22 protein-coding genes and 1 tRNA gene are annotated in these 21,380 nt (G+C 48.9%); 15 read left to right on the top strand and 8 right to left on the bottom strand.

Features of this window, described 5'->3' with window-relative positions; translation table 11 throughout:
• Nucleotides 1–73: 73 nt before the first annotated feature.
• The 3 genes from I2I11_RS03725 to I2I11_RS03715 are packed head-to-tail and all read left to right on the top strand — an operon-like array spanning nucleotide 74 to nucleotide 2,464.
• Nucleotides 74–688, top strand: a complete 615-nt coding sequence (locus I2I11_RS03725; RefSeq protein ID WP_196266481.1) for a sugar transferase — start codon at nucleotides 74–76, stop codon at nucleotides 686–688.
• On the top strand, nucleotides 685–1,341 hold the full coding sequence (locus I2I11_RS03720; protein WP_196266288.1) for an acetyltransferase: 657 nt from the start codon (nucleotides 685–687) through the stop codon (nucleotides 1,339–1,341). Before I2I11_RS03725 ends, I2I11_RS03720 begins: the two co-directional genes overlap by 4 nt.
• Complete coding sequence (locus tag I2I11_RS03715; protein WP_196266287.1) at nucleotides 1,331–2,464, top strand: DegT/DnrJ/EryC1/StrS family aminotransferase; 1,134 nt, start codon at nucleotides 1,331–1,333, stop codon at nucleotides 2,462–2,464. Before I2I11_RS03720 ends, I2I11_RS03715 begins: the two co-directional genes overlap by 11 nt.
• 140 nt (nucleotides 2,465–2,604) lie before the next feature.
• On the opposite strand, the gene I2I11_RS03710 is transcribed toward I2I11_RS03715, so the two are convergent.
• Nucleotides 2,605–3,735 (bottom strand): trans-sulfuration enzyme family protein, encoded by a 1,131-nt coding sequence (locus I2I11_RS03710; protein WP_196266286.1) that lies wholly within the window; start codon nucleotides 3,733–3,735, stop codon nucleotides 2,605–2,607.
• A gap of 303 nt (nucleotides 3,736–4,038) precedes the next feature.
• On the opposite strand from I2I11_RS03710, the gene I2I11_RS03705 reads away from it, so the two are divergent.
• From I2I11_RS03705 to I2I11_RS03695, 3 genes are all read left to right on the top strand, one after another.
• Nucleotides 4,039–4,605: a hypothetical protein gene (locus I2I11_RS03705; RefSeq protein WP_196266285.1), complete on the top strand. Its 567-nt coding sequence runs from the start codon at nucleotides 4,039–4,041 to the stop codon at nucleotides 4,603–4,605.
• A 133-nt stretch (nucleotides 4,606–4,738) separates the two neighbouring features.
• On the top strand, nucleotides 4,739–5,143 hold the full coding sequence (locus I2I11_RS03700) for a HEPN domain-containing protein (protein WP_196266284.1): 405 nt from the start codon (nucleotides 4,739–4,741) through the stop codon (nucleotides 5,141–5,143).
• Nucleotides 5,116–5,433, top strand: coding sequence for a nucleotidyltransferase domain-containing protein (locus tag I2I11_RS03695; RefSeq protein WP_196266283.1), 318 nt, complete (start codon nucleotides 5,116–5,118; stop codon nucleotides 5,431–5,433). The genes I2I11_RS03700 and I2I11_RS03695 overlap by 28 nt, the downstream gene beginning before the upstream one ends.
• 182 nt (nucleotides 5,434–5,615) lie before the next feature.
• Here I2I11_RS03695 and atpC read toward each other — a convergent pair whose 3' ends face one another.
• The 4 genes from atpC to I2I11_RS03675 form a co-directional block, all read right to left on the bottom strand.
• Nucleotides 5,616–5,861 carry an ATP synthase F1 subunit epsilon gene (atpC, locus tag I2I11_RS03690; RefSeq protein WP_196266480.1) on the bottom strand — a complete coding sequence of 82 codons (246 nt, stop codon included), beginning with the start codon at nucleotides 5,859–5,861 and terminating at the stop codon, nucleotides 5,616–5,618.
• 97 nt (nucleotides 5,862–5,958) lie between these two features.
• The gene (gene atpD, locus I2I11_RS03685; RefSeq protein WP_196266282.1) at nucleotides 5,959–7,464 is read right to left on the bottom strand and encodes a F0F1 ATP synthase subunit beta; all 1,506 of its coding nucleotides are present in this window, start codon (nucleotides 7,462–7,464) and stop codon (nucleotides 5,959–5,961) included.
• 285 nt (nucleotides 7,465–7,749) lie between these two features.
• Complete coding sequence (locus tag I2I11_RS03680; protein WP_196266281.1) at nucleotides 7,750–7,977, bottom strand: hypothetical protein; 228 nt, start codon at nucleotides 7,975–7,977, stop codon at nucleotides 7,750–7,752.
• A 68-nt stretch (nucleotides 7,978–8,045) separates the two neighbouring features.
• The gene (locus tag I2I11_RS03675) at nucleotides 8,046–8,276 is read right to left on the bottom strand and encodes a hypothetical protein (RefSeq protein WP_196266280.1); all 231 of its coding nucleotides are present in this window, start codon (nucleotides 8,274–8,276) and stop codon (nucleotides 8,046–8,048) included.
• Nucleotides 8,277–8,540: 264 nt separating this feature from the next.
• Between I2I11_RS03675 and purL the strand changes: the two genes are divergently transcribed.
• From purL to I2I11_RS03645, 6 genes are all read left to right on the top strand, one after another.
• Nucleotides 8,541–10,784 (top strand): phosphoribosylformylglycinamidine synthase subunit PurL, encoded by a 2,244-nt coding sequence (gene purL, locus I2I11_RS03670; protein ID WP_196266279.1) that lies wholly within the window; start codon nucleotides 8,541–8,543, stop codon nucleotides 10,782–10,784.
• Between the two features lie 110 nt (nucleotides 10,785–10,894).
• A tRNA-Gln gene (locus tag I2I11_RS03665) sits at nucleotides 10,895–10,967 on the top strand.
• 167 nt (nucleotides 10,968–11,134) lie between these two features.
• A complete protein-coding gene (locus tag I2I11_RS03660; RefSeq protein WP_196266278.1) occupies nucleotides 11,135–12,064 on the top strand; it encodes a ribose-phosphate pyrophosphokinase in 930 nt (309 codons plus the stop codon).
• A 134-nt stretch (nucleotides 12,065–12,198) separates the two neighbouring features.
• A complete protein-coding gene (locus I2I11_RS03655; RefSeq protein WP_196266277.1) occupies nucleotides 12,199–12,783 on the top strand; it encodes a 50S ribosomal protein L25/general stress protein Ctc in 585 nt (194 codons plus the stop codon).
• 219 nt (nucleotides 12,784–13,002) lie between these two features.
• Entirely contained in the window at nucleotides 13,003–13,566 is a 564-nt protein-coding gene (pth, locus tag I2I11_RS03650; protein WP_196266479.1) for an aminoacyl-tRNA hydrolase, read from the top strand.
• Between the two features lie 84 nt (nucleotides 13,567–13,650).
• Nucleotides 13,651–14,907, top strand: coding sequence for an MDR family MFS transporter (locus I2I11_RS03645; protein WP_196266276.1), 1,257 nt, complete (start codon nucleotides 13,651–13,653; stop codon nucleotides 14,905–14,907).
• Nucleotides 14,908–15,069: 162 nt separating this feature from the next.
• On the opposite strand, the gene metG is transcribed toward I2I11_RS03645, so the two are convergent.
• Complete coding sequence (gene metG, locus I2I11_RS03640; RefSeq protein WP_196266275.1) at nucleotides 15,070–17,109, bottom strand: methionine--tRNA ligase; 2,040 nt, start codon at nucleotides 17,107–17,109, stop codon at nucleotides 15,070–15,072.
• A gap of 228 nt (nucleotides 17,110–17,337) precedes the next feature.
• On the opposite strand from metG, the gene I2I11_RS03635 reads away from it, so the two are divergent.
• Nucleotides 17,338–17,562: a hypothetical protein gene (locus I2I11_RS03635; protein WP_196266274.1), complete on the top strand. Its 225-nt coding sequence runs from the start codon at nucleotides 17,338–17,340 to the stop codon at nucleotides 17,560–17,562.
• 78 nt (nucleotides 17,563–17,640) lie between these two features.
• Here I2I11_RS03635 and I2I11_RS03630 read toward each other — a convergent pair whose 3' ends face one another.
• Together I2I11_RS03630 and I2I11_RS03625 are read right to left on the bottom strand one after the other, a co-directional pair.
• Nucleotides 17,641–17,973 (bottom strand): hypothetical protein, encoded by a 333-nt coding sequence (locus tag I2I11_RS03630; RefSeq protein WP_196266273.1) that lies wholly within the window; start codon nucleotides 17,971–17,973, stop codon nucleotides 17,641–17,643.
• Nucleotides 17,974–18,219: 246 nt separating this feature from the next.
• Complete coding sequence (locus tag I2I11_RS03625) at nucleotides 18,220–18,486, bottom strand: hypothetical protein (protein WP_230679863.1); 267 nt, start codon at nucleotides 18,484–18,486, stop codon at nucleotides 18,220–18,222.
• Between the two features lie 375 nt (nucleotides 18,487–18,861).
• On the opposite strand from I2I11_RS03625, the gene typA reads away from it, so the two are divergent.
• Together typA and I2I11_RS03615 are read left to right on the top strand one after the other, a co-directional pair.
• Nucleotides 18,862–20,667, top strand: a complete 1,806-nt coding sequence (typA, locus tag I2I11_RS03620) for a translational GTPase TypA (protein WP_196266272.1) — start codon at nucleotides 18,862–18,864, stop codon at nucleotides 20,665–20,667.
• Nucleotides 20,668–20,962: 295 nt separating this feature from the next.
• A complete protein-coding gene (locus tag I2I11_RS03615) occupies nucleotides 20,963–21,205 on the top strand; it encodes a hypothetical protein (protein ID WP_196266271.1) in 243 nt (80 codons plus the stop codon).
• Nucleotides 21,206–21,380: the final 175 nt, after the last annotated feature.

Below are 21,380 nucleotides of genomic sequence, written 5' to 3'. Positions count from 1 at the left end.
ACCGGGCATAAACTTCTGAGAAGCATTTTAAAATAGCTCAGCAGAAAAACTTATTAAAGTAAGCTTGATTAACATGTACAGCAAGTATGGCAAGCGCTTATTAGACATAACGGTGGCCGGCAGCGGACTGCTCCTGAGCGCCCCGCTGCTGCTGGCCCTTGTTCCGCTGCTATATGTTGTAAACGATGGCGGCGTGTTTTTCAGGCAGCAGCGGCCGGGGCTGCATGGCAGGCTCTTTTACCTGTACAAACTCCAAACCATGACAACTGCCTGCACAGCAACAGGCTGGCCCCTGCCAGATGCGCAACGCCTCACTCGCCTGGGCAGGTGGCTGCGCCGCTTATCCATAGACGAACTGCCCCAGTTATACAATGTGCTGCGCGGTGATCTGAGCCTGGTAGGCCCGCGCCCGCTGCTGCCTCAATACCTGCCGTTATACTCGCCCGAACAAGCCCGGCGTCATCGCGTACAACCGGGCATTACCGGATGGGCGCAGGTGCAGGGCCGCAACAATCTTAGCTGGGAACAGAAATTTGGCTACGATCTGTGGTACACAGATAATGTTTCTTTTAAAACAGACCTGCGCATCCTGCTCAAGACGCTGAAAATAGTATGGCGCGGTAACGGCATACACACACCCGGATACGCAACAGCACCTGAGTTTACGGGTTCCAGAACAGAAATATGAAAAATATTGCAATTGCCGGTGCCGGAGGGCTTGGCCGCGAAGTGCTGGTATTGCTCCACCAGATAAACGAAGTGCATGCAATCTGGAATATCACCGGCTTTTATGATGATAACAGCACATTACGCGGCAGCTTCATTAACGGGCTCCCCTGGTTAGGTACTATAGCCGATCTGGCTGCAACGGACTCTCCCTTGCACCTAGTCATCGGCATTGGCAACCCGCAGGTAAAAAAGCAGATAATAGCAGCGCTACAGGTAAATAAAAGTATTTCTTTCCCTACACTCCTCCATCCTTCCGTACAGATAAAACCTTATCAATACATTACAACAGGAAATGGCGTTATACTTACGCAGGGTGTCGTTCTTACCACCAATATTCGCATTGGCCATCATGTGCTCATTAATTTAAATTGTACCATCGGGCATGGCACTGTTGTTGGGGATTATGCTTCCATAATGCCGGGCGTGCACCTCTCCGGCGAAACATTTTTGGGCGCAGGTACTTATATTGGAACAAACGCAGTTGTTTTACCAGGGCTGCACATCGGGGATGACAGCCAGATAGGTGCTGGCGCCGTAGTTACCACATCCATTCCGGCAAAATGTACGGCAGCAGGCGTGCCGGCAAAAATCATCAGACAACATGAACTATAAACCCGGACGTATTTTCCTGTCGGTGCCCCACATGGGCGGCCACGAGAAGAATTATGTACTGAAAGCACTGGAAGATAATTGGGTAACTACCACCGGCCCCAACCTGCCCGGATTTGAGCACGACATCTGCCAGCATACCAACGCACGGCACGCGGTAGCCCTCAGTTCGGGCACCGCTGCCATACACCTGGCGCTGCGCGTGCTGGGTATAGGCCCCGGTGATGACGTTTTCTGCCCCACCTTTACGTTCGTGGCCTCGGCCAACCCTATCCTGTACGTGGGCGCTACACCTGTTTTTGTAGAAAGCGAGGCCGAAACCTGGAACATGTGCCCCGATGCATTGCGACAGGCTATTGTCGATCGTATTATGGCAGGCAGAAAGCCCGGTTGTATTCTGGTGGTGCATTTGTATGGCATGCCGGCCAGGTTAAAGGAGATCATGACAGTAGCAGAAGAATTTAAAATCCCGGTAGTGGAAGATGCCGCTGAAGCGCTTGGCTCCCGTTATGGCGGGCACCAAGTAGGCACGCTGGGAAGCATCGGCATCTTCTCGTTTAACGGCAATAAAATTGTCACCACGTCTGGTGGCGGAGCCCTGATAACAGCCAACGAGCAGTTGGCCAACCAGGCGCGTTTCCTGGCTGCGCAGGCCAAAGACCCTGCTCCTTATTACCAGCATTCGCAGTTGGGTTACAACTACCGCCTCAGCAACGTGAGCGCGGGTATCGGGCGTGGACAGATGGAGGTGCTCGAGAAGCGTGTAAAACAGCGCCGCGAGGTGTATGTATACTATAAAGATCGCTTAAAGGAAATAGAAGGATTGGAATTTCTGCCCGAACCCAAAGGCAGTTTTTCTAACCGCTGGCTTACCACCGTGCTGCTGCCCGATAACCATACACCCGAAAGTATACGGCTGGCGCTGGAGGAAGAAAATATTGAAGTCCGCCCGCTCTGGAAACCGCTGCACCTGCAGCCACTCTTTAAGGATGCCCCATACTATGGCAACAACCTCAGCGAGCAGCTTTTTTCCCGCGGACTTTGCCTGCCCAGCAGCAGCAACTTAACCGAAGAAGAACTTGGCAAGGTGGTAAAAGTACTTTTGCAGCAATTTCAACAGATGTAAAGTATCCAGCTTGGCGGCCACACTATTTTATATTTATACTTAAGCAGGAAGACAAATTAAGCCGACGTTCTTTTATTCAGCACCATCCTGAATGCCGGTTGTTCATCTTCAAATTTACACGTCTCCAAATTCAAGTATACTTATACCTGCTCCAATGCCTGCTCCAGGTCGGCAATCAGTTCCTCCGGCTCTTCAATGCCTACCGACAAGCGAATCACACCAACAGTTATCCCCAGCTTCTGCTGCTCTTCAGCACTTAGGGAGCGGTGGGAAGTACCCAGCGGGTGCGAGACGGATGTTGTTACGCCTGCCAGCGACGGCGCAAACGGGATGTGCTCCAGCGCCTGCATAAACCTGTTCACAGCTGCTACCTCGTCCTTAATCCTGAAACTCATCATACCGCCGAACATACCCTGTCCCTGCCGTTTTGCCAGCTCGTGCTGCGGATGATCGGCGAGGCCGGGATACCATACCCGCTCTACTTTGGGATGATCCTGCAGGTATTTGGCCAGGATCAGTGCGTTGCTGCTGTGCTGCTTCATGCGCAGGCGCAGGGTTTTAAGGCCCCTGGCAGCCAGCCAGCCTTCAAACGGGCTCAGGTTCAGGCCGTAGATTTTCACCACTTTACGCACCCGCTCCAGGTCGTCTGCCTGCCCGCATACTACCACGCCTGCCGTTACGTCGCTGTGGCCGGAGAGGTATTTGGTTATGCTGTGAATCACGATATCGGCGCCCAGCACAAGGGGTTTGGTAAGTATAGGAGTGGCAAAAGTGTTGTCAATTACCAGCCTGATATTGTGCCGCTTCGTTTCCGCGGCCAGGCGTTGCGTATCCAGCACCTGCAACAGCGGGTTGCTCATAGTTTCAGCCAGCAGCAACCGCGTGTTGGGCTGCACATATTTATCTAAAGTATAGGTATCAACTGTAGGCACGGCGCTTACCTCCAGCCCCATCCGCGACAGTTCCTGCACCAGCAGCGATGAAGAACCGCCATAAATCTCCTCGGCATACAGCACATGATCGCCGGCTTTGCAAAGGGTCAGCACAGCCGCCAGTAAAGCTGATGTGCCTGACGAGGTGACCATTGCACCCGCGCCCTGCTCCAGCTCGCTTATTTCCTGCGCCAGCTCGTCGGTGTTGGGGTTCTGGTAGCGGGTATACATGTAACTTTGTCCCGGCTCGTCGAAATATTGCTCCAGTGCGTCCAGGTCTTCGAAGGTAAAAACAGAGGTCTGGTAAATGGGCGTGGTTTTGGGATGTATGTGCGACATAACAGAAAGTATAATTGCGCCTTCAAGTTAAGCAGCTTTTCGTTATCCCGAAGCCTGTGCGCACTTTTATCCGGTGGTTTTGCTATAAAATTTATGGTTCGGCAGCTTCAAACACTTCAAAGAAAAGTACCAGCCCGCCGATAATCTTCAGAAATGCGTTATATTAGCAATGAAGTATACTATGCAGGCTGCGGATATAAGTATGGGAAGGGGAAGGTTAAACATGCAGTTTTACATGCGAGCATAATGCTGGTAAGCGTATGTTCACGTTAAGCAATAAGTTAGTTAGTCATAATAATAAAAATGCTGAACCACTCCTCCAAGTATGCCGAATTGACGGATGAACAATTTTTGATAATTGGAAAAATAGTAGTTGAGTTCTCAAATATGGAATTTTTATTAGGAGTTGTCGCAAGCCGACTTTTAATAACTCCTGAATTCCTTGGCAGGTCTTACACAGACAAATTAAGTGCTTCAGCCTTACAGGATGTAATTATAAATGCACTTGATATTCACCGCCGTCGCTATGATTTCAAAATAATCTCTTCCGCTCAAGTGGATGATATTAAAAAAGCCATTCAAAGAATCACTCAAATTAGGGTTCTAAGAAACGCATTTGCTCATTACTGCTGGACAAGGCAAACCGATACAGAAATTTTTGGCACTAAACTTTCTGGAGCAATCCCTAAGGAGTCAAATCCGGATAAGGATTCTAAAATAATTTCAAATGAAGAATTAAATAAAATTTATAATGAAGCTTACTCAATTGTTGAGCACTTAACTAAACTGATTCAAGAGTTGCCTGAATTAAAAGAGGATATAGAGATTCTTAAAAAGTTGAAATTTAAAAATAAAAATTTCAATGCCTAACGTCTAATATAAAAATCAGCTTCGGCCGACGGCCTCGCCGCTTTTTATATTAGACGTTAGGCAACCCTATGAAGCACTTTGCAGACTTTAACCGATCTATAAATAGCTTATCTTTGTAATTGTAGATACTCGCATGGCTGATAATATTGATATAGACAAAATATTTAGACACTGGATCGATAGTTCTGATAAAGACTGTGAAACAATGATGCACATGTATGAATCCAAAGATTATAACTGGTCATTGTTTATTGGGCATATTGTAATAGAGAAGTTAATTAAAGCCTCAATAGTAAAAGCAAGAAGTGATCATGCACCTTTTACTCATGGTTTGACTAAATTGGCTAGCCTTTCGGACTTAGAATTTTCAGATGAACAGTTGGATTGGCTTGATACAATTACAGCTTTCAATATTAATGCAAGGTATGACAGTTACAAACAAGCCTTTTACAAAAAGTGTACACCAGAATATACTAAAGAATGGATTGATAAAATTCTAAATCTACGTTCATGGATAAAGGACAGGCAATTGAAATAACAAGAAAATATGTTGATTCTCTTAAGAACAAATTTGATATACAGCGTGCTATATTATTCGGCAGTTATGCAAAGGGTACAAATCATGATGACAGTGATATAGATGTTGCGATAATACTAAGACACGTAAACGACATAATTGATACACAGATTGAGTTAATGAAACTCAGGCGCCAGATTGATTTAAGAATTGAACCACATCCCTTCGACTCTCATGATTTTAACAGGACAAATCCTGTGGTAAATGAAATTCTTAAGTATGGCATAGATATTAATATTAACGCAGCCTAATATATCTTCATCCGCCTGGTTTTGCCCCTGGCTTCTAATCAGCATTTTGCGATATCAGCCATAACGAGCTATCTAATAAAACCCTCGCCAACCACAAACATAAAACCTTTCCCGCAAGAACAGCAGCGCCTTCTGCTCACAAGGAACAGAAGGCGCTGCTGTTTATACTTTAAAAAGGGTTGTTACGCCAGCACAGACTCGGCCAGTACAATAATCTTATTGTTCAGCACTTCTACCACGCCACCGTCAACGGTAAAAAATTCTTGCCCGTTGCTGGTTGTAAGACGGATGCTGCCTCGCTCCATGGTGCTAATCAGGGGCGCGTGGCTGTTCAGCACTTCAAAAGAACCATTGGTTCCGGGAAACTGTGCAGCCTCCACTTCTCCGGCAAAAACCTTTTTATCAGGAGTGATTATCTCTAAATACATCTTCATGAGTTATGAGTTCCGGGTTCCGGGTTCCGGGTTTGTAGTAAGGATAAAACCAACTCGGAACCCGGAATTCTTAACTCGGAACTAATTCAAACTATTTTGCTTCCGCCAGCATTTTCTCGCCTTTGGCTACGGCATCTTCAATGGTGCCCACCAGGTTAAAGGCAGACTCGGGCAGGTAATCATACTTGCCATCCATAATTTCGTTGAAGCTGCGAATGGTATCTTTGATATCAACCAGCACCCCTTTCAGGCCCGTAAACTGCTCGGCCACGTGGAACGGCTGCGACAGGAAACGCTGCACACGGCGTGCGCGGTGTACCACCTGCTTGTCTTCGTCAGAAAGTTCGTCCATACCCAGGATGGCGATGATGTCCTGAAGCTCTTTGTAGCGCTGCAGAATTTCTTTCACGCGCTGGGCAGTGTTGTAATGCTCGTCGCCCAAAACATCGGCAGACAGAATGCGCGAAGTAGAGTCCAGCGGGTCTACGGCCGGATAAATACCCAACTCGGAGATTTTACGGGAAAGTACAGTCGTGGCATCCAGGTGAGCAAACGTTGTGGCCGGCGCCGGGTCAGTCAAGTCATCCGCAGGTACGTAAACCGCCTGTACGGAAGTGATGGAACCGCGCTTGGTAGAGGTGATACGCTCCTGCATGGCACCCATTTCGGTAGCCAGCGTTGGCTGGTAACCTACCGCCGATGGCATACGACCCAAAAGGGCCGACACCTCAGAACCTGCCTGCGTGAAGCGGAAAATGTTATCGATAAAGAACAGAATGTCGCGGCCGGCACCGGAACCGTCGCCGTCACGGAAGTTTTCGGCTACAGTAAGACCTGCCAGGGCTACACGCGCACGTGCCCCAGGCGGCTCGTTCATCTGGCCAAACACCAGCGTTGCCTGGGATTTAGCCAGTTCGTCCATGTCCACAGCGTTGAGATCCCAGCCGCCTGCTTCCATAGAATGTTTAAAGGCATCGCCATACTTGATAACGCCGGATTCAATCATCTCGCGCAGCAGGTCGTTTCCTTCGCGTGTGCGCTCGCCCACGCCGGCAAAGACTGAAAGGCCTGCGTAAGCTTTGGCGATGTTGTTGATGAGCTCCATGATCAAAACGGTTTTGCCTACACCGGCACCACCGAAAAGACCAATTTTACCACCCTTTACATAAGGCTCCAGGAGGTCAATTACTTTTATACCTGTATAAAGCACTTCAGAGGAAGTAGCCAGATCTTCGAAACGGGGAGCAGCACGGTGAATAGACAGACCACCGGCACTCAAAGGCTGTGGAATACCATCTATGGCTTCGCCAATCACGTTAAATAAACGGCCTTTGATGCCTTCGCCTGTCGGCATGGTGATGGGAGAACCCAGGTCAAGTACTTTAGCGCCGCGGGTAAGACCTTCGGTAGAATCCATTGCGATGGTACGTACACGGTCTTCGCCCAGGTGCTGCTGACACTCCAGTATAATTTTCTGGCCATTGTCTTTGGTTACTTCCAGGGCATCCAAAATATTTGGTAGTTTCGAGTTCTCACCCACAAAGCTAACGTCCACCACCGGACCAATAACCTGGGTAATGCTGCCAATATTCGCCATTTGCTTTTTATATAGTATCTTATTGTAACGGAGTTATTTCAGGGTGCAAAACTAATGTATAAATCCGTTAAAACCTTGCGGCACTGCAAAAACTTTTAACCTTAACGGATCTGAGGCGCGGAATGGAAAAAATTATACCTGGTTGGTTATAGGTGCAACAGGAGTATCTGGTAAGCAAGCGTTTATACCTGTGAAGCCGCACTCCTTATGCGGCAGCATTTACTATCCTATACTTATATGATGCGCAGGCGTGCATTATACTTGTAAGCACCGGATATCCTTACTTTATATATCAATTCTGAGCGTCCATTTGCCGGGCTCATCCACCACAAACCACACTTCCCTGTCATACACCGCCGTGTTCATTTTATTGGCGGCTTTAAAACACACCATTCCTTTGAATGGAACAGATATATTATCAAAACCTATATAGTTTTCCGCTGAAGTGGTATTCCAGCTCTTGCCGGTCAATTGCAAATCCTCCACATTGCGGATGGGCGCACCAGATCGCATTACTACTGTCTCTACGGTGTTTACTTATTTATACTTCAGAGAATACGCGAAGTGTTGTTCTTTAGGGGTTATAAGTTCTTGAGTAATTCAATCTGCTCATCATTCAGCAGAATATACCTGTTGTTAAAGGGATTGGCGTAAAACTTCTCCACTATTACGTACTCCCCCGTTTCTAACTTATGAATGTTGTAGCTGAACAGGCTGTTGGAACGTTCCATCACCAATGTGGTGGTACTTAAATCTAACTGGCGGCCACAGGTGGTGGTTACTACATTGGGGTTAACTGTTGTTACTGGCATGGCAAAAAGAAAAGTGTTGCCACTTCTTTACGCATAAACAGCCGGCAGGTGTCAGGCTTCAGGTATAAAAAGAAGCAAAGTTCTCAGAACATGCCCATATTAAGCAGGAAGATAAATTAAAACGGCGATTTTCCTTTTAGTAAAGACAGAAACAGCAGTCCCTTATCTTCAAATTTATACATCTTCAATTATTCAAATCCACTTATACCTGCTTTTGCTAAAATCAGCACCGCCGGCTGTACCTTAAAGTATAAATTCTTACTTTTGTTCATCCATTACAAAAGCCAGACAAACGTGGAACAACATACTACCGTAGAAACAGCCCGGAAGCTCGGTCTTCTGGAAGAGGAATTCGAGCGTATCAAACAAATTCTGGGGCGCACACCTAACTTCACCGAACTTAGTATCTTTTCGGTGATGTGGTCAGAGCACTGCTCCTATAAAAATTCAATCGTCTGGCTGAAAACCCTGCCCAAGTCCTCGCCGCGTATTTTGGCTGAGGCCGGTGAAGAAAATGCCGGTTTGGTCGATATCGGCGATGGCTATGCCTGCAGCTTTAAGATAGAATCACACAACCACCCGTCAGCCATCGAGCCTTACCAGGGCGCTGCCACCGGCGTGGGCGGCATAAACCGCGATATTTTTACGATGGGCGCCCGCCCCATTGCGCAGCTCAATTCGCTCCGCTTCGGCAATATACACTCTGAAAAAACACAGCGTTTGTTAAGAGGCGTAGTAAAAGGCATCGGCGACTATGGCAATGCTTTCGGTATACCTACGGTAGGTGGCGAGCTTTTCTTTGATGAGTGCTACAATATCAACCCGCTGGTAAATGCTTTTTCGGCAGGTATTGTAAAAGTGGGGCAAACAGCCAGCGCGACTTCTTACGGCGCCGGCAACCCGGTGTTTATTGTAGGTTCTGCTACAGGCAAGGATGGTATACATGGCGCTGCATTTGCGTCTAAAGACATCACCGAAGATTCTGTAAACGATTTGCCATCGGTGCAGGTAGGCGATCCTTTTCAGGAGAAACTGCTGTTAGAGGCTTCACTGGAAATCATACAGTCCGGCGATTTGATAGGCATCCAGGACATGGGCGCTGCCGGTATTACGTGCTCTACTTCCGAAATGAGCGCCAAAGGCGAACACGGCATGGACATCTGGCTTGACAAAGTACCGATGCGCCAGGCCAACATGGTGCCCTTCGAAATCCTGCTTTCAGAGAGCCAGGAGCGCATGCTGATCGTGATGAAAAAAGGCGCGGAACAAACCATAAAAGATATCTGCGACAAGTGGGATTTATACTGCGAGCAGATAGGCGTGGTAACGGAAGGCGGCCAGCTGCGCTATTACCAGAATGGCGAACTGGTGGCCGAGGTGCCTGCCAATGACCTGGTGCTGGGCGGCGGCGCACCGGTGTATCACCGCGAGTACCGCGAACCGGCTTACTTTTCCGAGGCTAAAAAATTTAATATCGACGAGGTAGAGGAGCCTGAAGATTTACAGGCTGTAGCGGAGTTTCTGGCCACGCACCCCAACATCGCCTCCAAACGCTGGGTATACCGCCAGTACGACTCGATGGTAGGTACGGCCACCATGAGCACCAACGCACCAGCCGATGCCGCTGTTGTAAAAGTAAAAGGCACCGACAAATCCATCGTTGTTACCGTGGATTGCAACAGCCGCTACGTGCACGCCGACCCCGAGCAGGGCTGCGCTATTGCCGTAGCCGAGGCTGCCCGCAACATTGTGTGCGCCGGCGGTGAACCTGTAGCCATCACCAACTGCCTCAATTTCGGCAACCCTTACGTACCGGAAGTATACTGGCAGTTTGTGGGCGCTATTAAAGGTATGAAAAAGGCCTGCGAAGCCCTGGGAACACCCGTAACAGGCGGAAATGTGAGCTTCTACAACCAGTCTTCGGATGAGGGCCCTGTGTTCCCGACGCCAACTATCGGTATGCTGGGCATCATGGAGAAAAAAGACAACAAGATGACTCTTGCTTTTCAGCAGGCTGGCGACGCGATTTATATGTTAGGAGAAGCGCAGAACGACATCGCCTCTTCAGAGTATCTTTATTCTTATCACAACGTAAAGCTCTCCCCTGCCCCATACTTTAACATGGAGTCGGAACTGAATGTGCAGGCGGCAGTAAAAGAACTGATTGCAGATAAGCTCATCCAGTCGGCCCACGATGTGGCCGATGGTGGTCTATACATCACGCTGCTGGAATCTGCGATGCCGAACGAGCTGGGTTTTGACGTGGAAACTGACAAAAACTACAGGAAGGATGCGTATTTGTTTGGCGAGAGTCAGAGCCGCATCGTCGTTTCGGTTGCTCCCGGAAAGCAGGAAGCCTTTGAAAAAGCGCTGCAAAATAAACAGGTGACTTTCAAAAAATTAGGTGTCGTAACCCGCCACGACTGCCACATCGACGGAGTGCTTTTCCATGGTATTTCAGTAGCCAAAAAGCACTATGACACGGCGCTGGAGCAGATTTTGGAATAACTAATGTTACAAAAATATTTTATTCAATTGTTTGCAGTTTAAAAACGTCTCTCTATCTTTGCATCACCGAAAAACGAAGGGGCTTCCACCCAGTAGTTTAGTAGGTAACTTGTCCGATGGTGTAACTGGCAACACGTCTGATTTTGGTTCAGAAGAGTCCAGGTTCGAGCCCTGGTCGGACAACTTGAAAAGAACAGCTTGCCATCCGCAGGTTGTTCTTTTTTGTTTATATAAGACAATCTAACTGATTTAAAATCAGAAATATGTGGTGCCGGGTACACGATTTTTTGGTAGCTTTGCAGGCATAGCAACCTAAATCCAAACCTCAACCGTTAGCTTTTAGCATCCTTATGCCACAGGTAAAAATATTCTCTGGTTCCGAATCGCAGTACTTAGCTGAAAAAATAGCTGCCGCCTATGGCACCAAGCTGGGCGACCTGACCATCTCTCGTTTCAGCGACGGCGAAATTGGCGTACACTATAACGAATCGGTGCGCGGGGCAGAAGTTTTTATTGTGCTGTCTACCTTTCCGCCGGCCGACAACCTGATGGAGTTGCTGCTGCTGGTGGATGCCGCCAAGCGTGCCTCGGCACACAAAGTAATTGTGGTAATGCCTTACTATGGCTATGCCCGCCAGGATAGGAAAGACAAGCCGCGCGTATCAATAGGCGCTAAAGTGGTGGCCAATGCCATTCAGTCGGTAGGCACCGATCGCCTGATGACCTGCGATTTGCACGCCGGCCAGATACAGGGCTTTTTTGATATTCCGGTAGATCACCTGGATGGCTCAGCTATTTTTGTGCCCTATCTGCGCAGCCTTAACCTGGGCAGTGACCTTATTTTCGCTTCGCCGGACGTAGGCGGTGTGGTCAGGACAAGGGCTTTTGCCAAGAACTTCGGCGCTGAAATGGTGGTTTGCGACAAGCACCGCAAGCGCGCCAACGAAATTGCCTCTATGCAGGTAATCGGCGATGTGGAAGGCATGGACGTGGTGCTGGTAGATGACATGGTAGATACGGCAGGTACTATCACCAAAGCAGCTGAGCTATTAACAGAGAAAGGCGCAAAATCGGTGCGGGCCATTGCCACGCACCCCGTGCTGTCGGGGCCGGCTTACGAGCGCATAGAGAACTCTGTGCTGAAAGAACTTGTTGTGTCAGACACAGTTCCGCTAAGGCAGGACAGCCCGAAAATAAAGGTGCTGTCTTTTGCCGACCTGTTTGCAAGGGCCATCAACAACGTGGTTACCCACGAGTCGATCAGCTCGCTGTTTATTTAATATCGTTGCTCGTTTTTCGAATGCTGGATACGACACACTAAAACGAAAAACGAAATACTATAAACGAGCAACGAATAACGATCAACCAAAAACGGCTATACTTTAGTAGCGATATATTTTAACAAATTCATTTTATGAAAACTTTAGAGATTATAGGGTTTAAAAGAGCAAATCTCGGTAAACAGCAGTCCAAAGAGCTGCGCAATGAGTCTTTTGTGCCAGGTGTATTGTATGGCGCCGGTCATCAAGTGCATTTCTATGCGCCGGCTATCCTGTTCAGAGACCTGATTTATTCGCCGGAAGTATACGAAGTAGACCTGAACGTAGAGGGTACGCATTACCGTGCAGTACTGCAGGATGCACAATTTCATCCGGTAAACGAAATGCTGCTGCACGTAGACTTTCTGGAACTGCAGGAAGGCAAAGAAGTGAAACTGGATATTCCGGTAAAAATGGTGGGCAACTCTCCGGGCGTAATAGCCGGTGGCAAGCTGGTTACAAAGCTGCGCAAGCTGAAAGTAAAAGCTTTGCCTGCTAACCTGCCGGATTATGTAGAAGTAAATATCTCGGATCTGGAGCTTGGTAAGTCAATCAAAGTTGGCAAAATCAAACCCGGCAACTACGAGATCCTGACAAACCCGCTGGCTCCGGTAGCAACTGTTACCATTCCGCGTGCCCTTAAGAGCGCACAAACGGAAGAAGCCCGTGGCAAAAAATAAGCTGAAGCACTGCTTTACTTATCAAATCCTGTCCTGCCACCATGCAGGGCAGGATTTTTTACTTTTAGACATTATACTTTAGATATTAGATGCTAGATTGTAGTTTCTGGTCTGATCAAAAAATCTAACGTCTAGCGTCTAAAGTCTTAACTAATGCTGAAAACTATAAAACAGTGGCTGGGGCTTTCTGCAGCGCCTCCGGTCCTGGAAGATACAAGTATGAAATACCTGATTATGGGGCTCGGCAACATCGGTCCCGAATATGCGGATACCCGCCACAACATCGGCTTTATGGTGCTGGACTACCTGGCCCGCAAGTATGAGAGCAACTTTGAGGTAAGCCGCCATGCGTTTGTAACGGAAATCAAGAGCAAAGGCCGTACTTATGTGCTGGTAAAACCCACCACCTACATGAACCTGAGCGGCAAAGCAGCTGGTCATTACCTGAATACCCTAAAGCTGCCGCCCGAGCAAATGCTGGTTATTACCGACGACCTGGCACTTCCGTTTGGCAAGATCCGCATCCGGTCTAAAGGCAGCGCCGGCGGCCACAACGGCCTGAAACACATCGAACAGACGCTGGGCCACAACAACTACCCGCGCCTGCGCTTCGGCGTTGGCGACGACTTTCACAAAGGCAAGCAGGTGGATTACGTACTCAGCAAGTTTACGCCTGACGAGCAGATAGAACTGCAGACGCTCATCGAAAAAGCAGCTGAAGCGGCGCTTGCTTTCGGCACCATTGGCCTGGAGCGGACCATGAACCAGTTTAATACCAAATAATAAACAAGGTATAAACCTGCAGAGACGTAACATTTGTGCACCAATAAACAATAAGATGCAAAATACTGCGTCTCTGCTGAAGCTATGAAAAAGGTATTCCTCCTCTACCGCAACGCCTTCGGGGGCCTTTCCAAACCTGCCTGGATGATGTCGGTAGTGATGCTCATTAACCGCAGCGGCGCTATGGTTACCCCTTTCCTGAGCATTTATGTAACCGATATGCTGGGTTATACTTTGCGGGAGGCCGGAATTATACTTAGCATTTATGGTATGGGTTCTGTGTGCGGCTCCTTTCTGGGTGGCTGGCTTACCGATAAAATCGGGCATTTCAGGGTGCAGTTTGTGAGCCTGGTGCTGGGTGGCTGCTTATACTTTGTGCTGCTTAACTTGGAGCAGTTTGCTTACCTGGCAGCGGGGGTATTTATACTTAGCCTGGTAAACGACATGCTGCGCCCGGCCAACTCAGCTTCTATTGCCCACTATGCCAAACCCGAGAACATGACGCGCGCTTTTTCGCTTAACCGCATGGCGATAAACCTCGGGTTTTCGGTTGGCCCGGCCATTGGTGGCGTGCTGGCGGCATTCTCTTATCACTGGCTTTTTGTGGCAGATGGCGCTACCTGCATTGCTGCCGGCATTTTCTTCTTTGTATACTTCCGCAACCAGCAGGGCCACCAGCCAATACGGCAAAAGCCCGATGCTGCCACGTCAGCCATAACTCTTCGGTCTCCTTACCGCGACGGCTATTTTATACTGTTTGTCGTGCTGTGCAGCTGTTTTGCCACCATCTTTTTCCAGCTTTTTTCCACGCTGCCGCTATACTACAGGCAGGTGTACCTGCTGCCCGAGAGCCGCATCGGTACCCTGATGGCGCTGAACGGATTGATTGTTTTTCTGGTAGAAATGCTGACCGTATACCTGCTTGGTGAGCGGGCTAAAAAATCTATACTGATAGCAGCCGGCCTGCTGACGCTTGGTGTCTCTTATATGCTGCTAAACCTGGTGCACCACCTGAGCGTGCTTTATATTTCGATGCTGCTGTTAAGTATAGCAGAGATTCTGGCAATGCCGTTTATGGCCACGCTCACAGTAGAACGTTCCGATGCCGGCAACCGCGGCGCTTACATGGGCCTTTATACTATTTCCTACTCGGCGGCACACGTGGTAGCGCCGTTTCTGGGCACCACCATCATTGCGGCCTATGGCTTTGCCACGCTCTGGTGGGCGATGGGCGCCATGGCTGTGGTAACGGCGGCAGGCTTCAGGTGGGTAATCGGTAAATTAGAACAGGAAAAGCGTGAGGCCCATCAGAAACAAAGTATAGCGCCTGTGCAAGTATAAATTTTATCAAAAGACAGCCTTCCTTGTATCGATTGGACTTGAATGCTGCATAACGCTCACCGGCAGGAACCGGGTTCCTGCCGGTGAGCGTTATGCATGGGTAAAAAAAGAGACGCCATATTTTGCGTCTCTTTTAACTATCTCAAAGATGGTTCATCAATTTTAACTCACTCCTCCCCCATTTGCAACTGGTTTGCCCGGCTGCACAAAAGCCAGGGAGCCATCGGCGTTTTCTGCCATCAGAATCATTCCCTGGCTGGTGATGCCTTTGATGTCGCGGGGGGCTAAATTCACGAGTATACTTACCTGCTGCCCGATAATTTCCTCCGGGCTGAAGAATTCCGCAATGCCGCTCACTACCGTGCGCTGATCGAGGCCCGTGTCGATTTTCAGTTTGAGGAGCTTTTTGGTTTTAGCTACTTTCTCAGCTTCCAGAATCGTTCCGATGCGAATATCCATTTTGCTGAAATCATCAAAGGTAATATCAGCTTTGGCGGGCGCTACCGTGGCACTGGCTATGGTGTTCGCTTTTTTGGTGTCGAGCAGTTTTTGTACCTGCGCGTCTACGGCGGCGTCTTCCACTTTCCCGAAGAGCAGTTCCGGCTTACCGATAATGTGGCCGGCTGGCAGCAGTTCAGCGGAACCGGCATCGGCCCACATGGCCGGATTCATACTTAGCATTCCGCGCAGCTTTGCAGCCGATTGTGGCAAAAAGGGCTCCATCAGAATAGCCAGGCTACCGGAAATCTGCAGCGCGATGTTCAGGATAGTTTTTACACGCGCAGCATCCGTCTTGATTAATTTCCAGGGCTCAGTGTCGGCCAGGTACTTGTTGCCGAGGCGGGCCAGGTTCATCAGTTCCCCCAGTGCATCTCTAAACTTAAAGCGCTCAATATGCGCGGCAATCACCAGCGGCATGCCTTCCAGCACACCCAATACCTCCTTGTCGTAATCGGTCAGTTCGCCACGGGCGGGCACTTCGCCTTCGTAATATTTCTCTGTAAGCACCACAGCGCGGTTGATAAAGTTACCAAGTATGGCCAGCAGCTCATTGTTGTTGCGGGCCTGGTAGTCCTTCCAGGTGAAGTCGTTGTCTTTGGTTTCGGGCATGTTGGCGGCCAGCGCGTAGCGCAGCACATCTGCTTTGCCCGGAAAATCCTGCAGGTATTCGTGCAGCCACACGGCCCAGTTGCGGGATGTAGAAATTTTATCGCCCTCCAGGTTCAGGAACTCGTTGGCCGGTACATTCTCCGGAAGTATAAAATCGCCGTGCGCCTTGAGCATACTTGGGAAGATGATGCAGTGGAACACAATATTGTCTTTGCCGATAAAGTGCACCAGCTTCGTTTCCGGGTCTTTCCAGTACTTCTCCCAATCGTCTGTCAGCGCTTTGGTAGCCGAGATATAGCCGATGGGCGCATCAAACCACACATAGAGCACTTTTCCTTCGGCACTAGGCAGCGGCACAGGTACGCCCCAGTCCAGGTCGCGGGTAACGGCGCGCGGCTGCAGGCCCTGGTCTATCCAGCTTTTGCACTGGCCGTACACGTTGGGCTTCCAGTCGTTTTTGTGGCCTTCCACAATCCAGGCGCGCAGCCAGGGCTCATACTCGTTCAGGGGCAGGTACCAGTGTTTGGTTTCTCGCAGTACCGGCTTCAGTCCGCTTAAGGTGCTTTTCGGGTTGATGAGGTCTGTGGCGTTCAGCGAGGAGCCGCAGTTCTCGCACTGGTCGCCGTAAGCGTTCTCGTTGCCGCACCGGGGGCAGGTACCTGTAATGTAGCGGTCGGCCAGAAACTGCTGCGCCTCCTCATCATAATATTGCTGCGTGGTCTGCTCGATAAACTTGCCGTCGTTGTAGAGTTTCAGGAAGAAATCAGAAGCTGTTTCGCGGTGTATGGCAGAGGAAGTGCGATCATACACATCAAAAGAAATATTAAACTCACCGAAAGACTGCTTTATCAGCTCGTGGTACTTGTCCACGGCCTGCTGCGGCGTAATGCCCTCTCTTTTGGCGCGGATTGTGATGGGCACGCCATGCTCATCAGAACCACAGATAAATTTCACGTCGCGGTTCTGCAGGCGCAGGTAGCGCACGTAGATATCAGCCGGCAGGTATACACCCGCCAGGTGCCCGATGTGCACGGGCCCGTTGGCATAAGGCAAAGCGGCTGTAACAGTATAGCGTTTAGGATTTGTTGTCATGTCTCAGATTAAAATACAAATATACGAATAGCCAACGGATTGCACCGCCGCAAAATTCAGAATAGCCGTTTACTCCTGCCGGGCTTTTGCGTAAGTATAACATCTCCTGAAAGACGATACAGGTTATTACGTATCACGACGTACGTATCAGGACATAAGACTTTTCAAGTATAAATCAACACAAGTATAAACCTTGCTTGCTAAAACCAGGCAAAACCACTTAAAAGTATGAGGCAGAAAGATAATTTCAGAACGAGACGGGATGATGGCGACGACCTGGGCGAGCGCAACAGCATGGAAAAAGTGACCAGGAACCCCGCGCCGGAAGAAGTGGATCATGAATCAGAAAATACACCGCCCGACCATGAAGTATACGTAAACCTGGAGCCTGACGAGTTGCATAAGGAAGAGGAGCCGCTGGATGTAGGCGCACCTGATGAAGAAAGTAAATAAACCGCTTCCGCGACGACAAGCACTCTAATAAGTATAACCGCCGTGCTGCTACATAAAACGGGCAGCACGGCGGTTGCCTTAATCTATGGGCGGCACTTTGGTATTGAGCGGCTGCTGTACTTTATGGTTAACAGTATCAACGGGTGCATGTGGCAGTTTGTGGGGGCGCACTGCGGGAGGCGTCATGGCGGGCAGGTTTTTGTCGAATTGCTCAATGTTACGTTTCCGGTTAATCTCACTGGCTTTGCCATCCATGCCCTCGCGCAGGCCGATACCTGCCGCACCACGCGACGGCACACGGCGGTTCATGTTTGGCGCCGTTGTGCTCACCTGTCCTTCCGAGAGCGATGTGCACCCCACGGCCCCCACTAAAAACAGGGCGGCTATACTTAACTTGCTATATGGTTTCATGTCGCTGCTTTGCTAAATTCTCACTGCCTTATTCCGGCAGCCCTATACTTAAGTATACGGTAGAAAAGTGTACTTAAACAAAAATCAGTGCCAGGCGCGTGCCGGCAGCGTCCCGCTGTCCCTTCTTCACCGCAACGTTGGTTTGCCTCACACAGGTGCTTACTATCCTTTTAAAGCCATTCTAAAATAAAAAGGGCAGCTGACCATATTTAGCCAACTGCCCTTTTTATTTATGCCTCCGATATATCAGGCATTTTTGCCATACACAAAATCAGCGCCTGTCTGTGTCAGCATCAGGCCATCCGGCGCCGGATTGATATAACCTTCCTTCGCCAGGTGATGCTCTGCTTCTTTCTGCACATCCTTGTACTTGGGATAGCGCTCCTGCAGGTATGGATACAGTTGCTGGTAGTGCAGTGTCTGGCCTTCCTGTACCTGCATTTCTTTAAAGGCCGCAATAATGCATTGTGCGGTGTTTTCTATATTGTCTGCCTCGGAATGTAGTTCTGTCATAGTATTATTTGTTTAAGTATAGCTATAAAATACGGGCAGGCTGTTTGGTTTGTTAATGCTGCCGGGCAGAATCACCGGATGCAGCCCGGCACACACCTTTAAAGTTGCCAATGGTGGCTATTGGTCCGGCAACGTCCGCGAGCAGGTATGGACTAACTTTTGTTCAGGCGGTAGCACCGGACATCCCGTTTTATAGCTTATCCGTTTACTTAACCCTTTATGAAACAAAGTGTAGCGCAATGGTGTTTCTTTTCTTGATCGCTCGTTTTTACCGGTGCGGCATAAATTTATTACAATCCTAACCTGTTTATTTCGAGCGAACTACTGAAAATGTAAACCCTTTTTCGTAATTTTGCGGCTCGATAAATGAAATCAATGCAAAACATTCGAAATATTGCGATTATCGCACACGTTGACCACGGCAAGACGACGCTCGTGGACAAAATTATCCATGCTTCAAAGTTGTTCGCAGAACACCAGCATTTTGACGATCTGATTCTGGACAGCAACGATCTGGAGCGCGAGCGTGGTATCACCATCGTTTCCAAAAACGTATCGGTGCGCTACAAAGACGTTAAAATTAACATCATCGACACCCCTGGTCACGCTGACTTTGGCGGTGAAGTAGAGCGTGTACTGAAAATGGCCGACGGCGTACTGCTGCTCGTGGATGCCTTTGAAGGCGCCATGCCACAGACCCGTTTTGTGCTGGGCAAAGCCATTCAGCTTGGCCTGAAACCAATTGTGGTGGTGAACAAGGTTGACAAAGAAAACTGCCGCCCCGACGAGGTACACGAGCAGGTATTTGACCTGATGTTTAACCTGGATGCTTCGGAAGATCAGCTTGACTTCGTAACCCTGTACGGCTCCAGCAAGCAGGGCTGGATGAGCACCGACTGGACACAGCCAACAGATAATATTACGCCCTTACTGGATGCTATTATTGATGTGATACCGGCTGCGCCGTTCCGTGAAGGTACGCCGCAGATGCAGATCACGTCGCTGGATTATTCTTCTTTCGTAGGTCGTATCGCTATCGGCCGTGTGCACCGTGGTACCCTGAAAGAAGGCATGCCCATAGCCCTGTGCAAAGCAGATGGCACCATCAAAAAAGGTAAAATAGCAGAACTTCAGATTTTTGAAGGCCTTGGCAGAAAGAGCGTTCTGGAAGTATCAGCCGGCGAAATTTGCGCGGTAACCGGTATCGAAGGTTTTGACATTGGCGATACCATCGCTGATGCTGAGAATCCGGAGCCACTGGCACGCATCTCTATCGACGAGCCAACCATGAATATGTTGTTCACGATCAACAACTCTCCTTTCTTCGGTAAAGAGGGCAAGTTCGTGACATCCCGACACCTGCGTGATCGCCTGTTCAAGGAAACAGAGAAAAATCTGGCCCTGCGTGTGCAGGAAACCGACCGTGAAGATACGTTCCTGGTATTTGGCCGTGGCATCCTGCACTTGTCGGTGCTGATAGAAACCATGCGCCGCGAAGGATACGAGCTGCAGGTAGGCCAGCCACAGGTAATTTATAAAGAAATTGATGGTGTTCGTTGCGAGCCAATTGAGCACATGGTAGTAGATGTGCCCGAAGAAACGGCTGGTAAAGTAATTGAGCTGGTAACGCAGCGCAAAGGCGAACTGACGATTATGGAGCCAAAAGGCGACCTGCAACACCTGGAGTTCAATATCCCGGCACGCGGCCTGATTGGTTTGCGTAACAACGTACTGACAGCCACCGCCGGTGAGGCCATCATGAACCACCGCTTTAGCCGTTACGAGCCATACAAAGGTACGATACCAGGCCGCATCAACGGATCTATCATCTCGATGGAAACAGGACCTGGCACTGCTTACTCTATCGACAAACTGCAGGACAGAGGTGCCTTCTTCGTTGATCCGGGCGTGGAAGTATACATGGGCCAGGTAATCGGGGAGCACAGCCGCCAGAACGACATCACGGTGAACATTCAGAAAGGCAAGAAGCTGACCAACATGCGCGCTTCCGGTTCTGATAACAACGTGAAAATCGCACCGGCCAAACACTTCTCCCTGGAAGAAGCCATGGAATACATCCAGAAGGACGAACTGCTGGAAGTAACACCCAAGAGCATCCGCATGCGCAAAATCTACCTCGACGAGAACGAGCGCAACCGCAACTCCAGAGCCGAAGCGTAAGTTTGAAGTATAAAGTATAAACGGGAAGCCTGCTGCTGTAAAGTGGCAGGCTTTTTTGTGGTCCATACTTCAGGGAGTATAAAAAACCGGTTTGTAGCGCCTGCTCTGTCTAAAGCGCTGCGGCCGCTACATAATTTGTAAATTTCTGTTATATTAGCTTAATATTATATTATGCAGACGGTGGGTATAAGCATGGTAAAAGGGGAAGAACAGGTAAAAATATGCAGCTTCACATCCATACTTAGTGCCTATAACTGTATGTTCGCGTCTAGCAACAATAGGAACCCATAAAAATATGTTTCAAGCAATTTTTGGAGGAATTTTCTTCGGATACATTGGGCTTTCTGTTCAATGGGTAACTCTTTTTGTAATTGATACTGTCAAGGGAAGAGAACCAAAAAGTTTCAAGGCTATAAAAAACAAGTATTGTGGTATAACTGCCGATAGTATAGCTTATGGTGTAGGAAACAACATTATAGGAATGGCTTTCGTGCTTGCAGTTGTGTGGTTAATATTAAGAATAGAAGGTTCTTTTTAAATTCATTAAAATTAAATCTTATAAAAAGAAGAACAACTTCTGCCAACAAAGTGCCGCCCTAACCTTTGCTGCGCTTCAAGCCTCGGCTACACCAACACCGATAGCCCAAATTATTAGTTAATGAAAAAAGAATCATAGCTATTACAGTAGTTGCTATACTGTCACTGCTCTTGTT

Source organism: Pontibacter rufus (assembly GCF_015694705.1).
Taxonomy (GTDB): Bacteria; Bacteroidota; Bacteroidia; order Cytophagales; family Hymenobacteraceae; genus Pontibacter; species Pontibacter rufus.
Note: the sequence above shows the minus strand (reverse complement) of the source record. Positions and strands in the feature narration are given on the sequence as shown.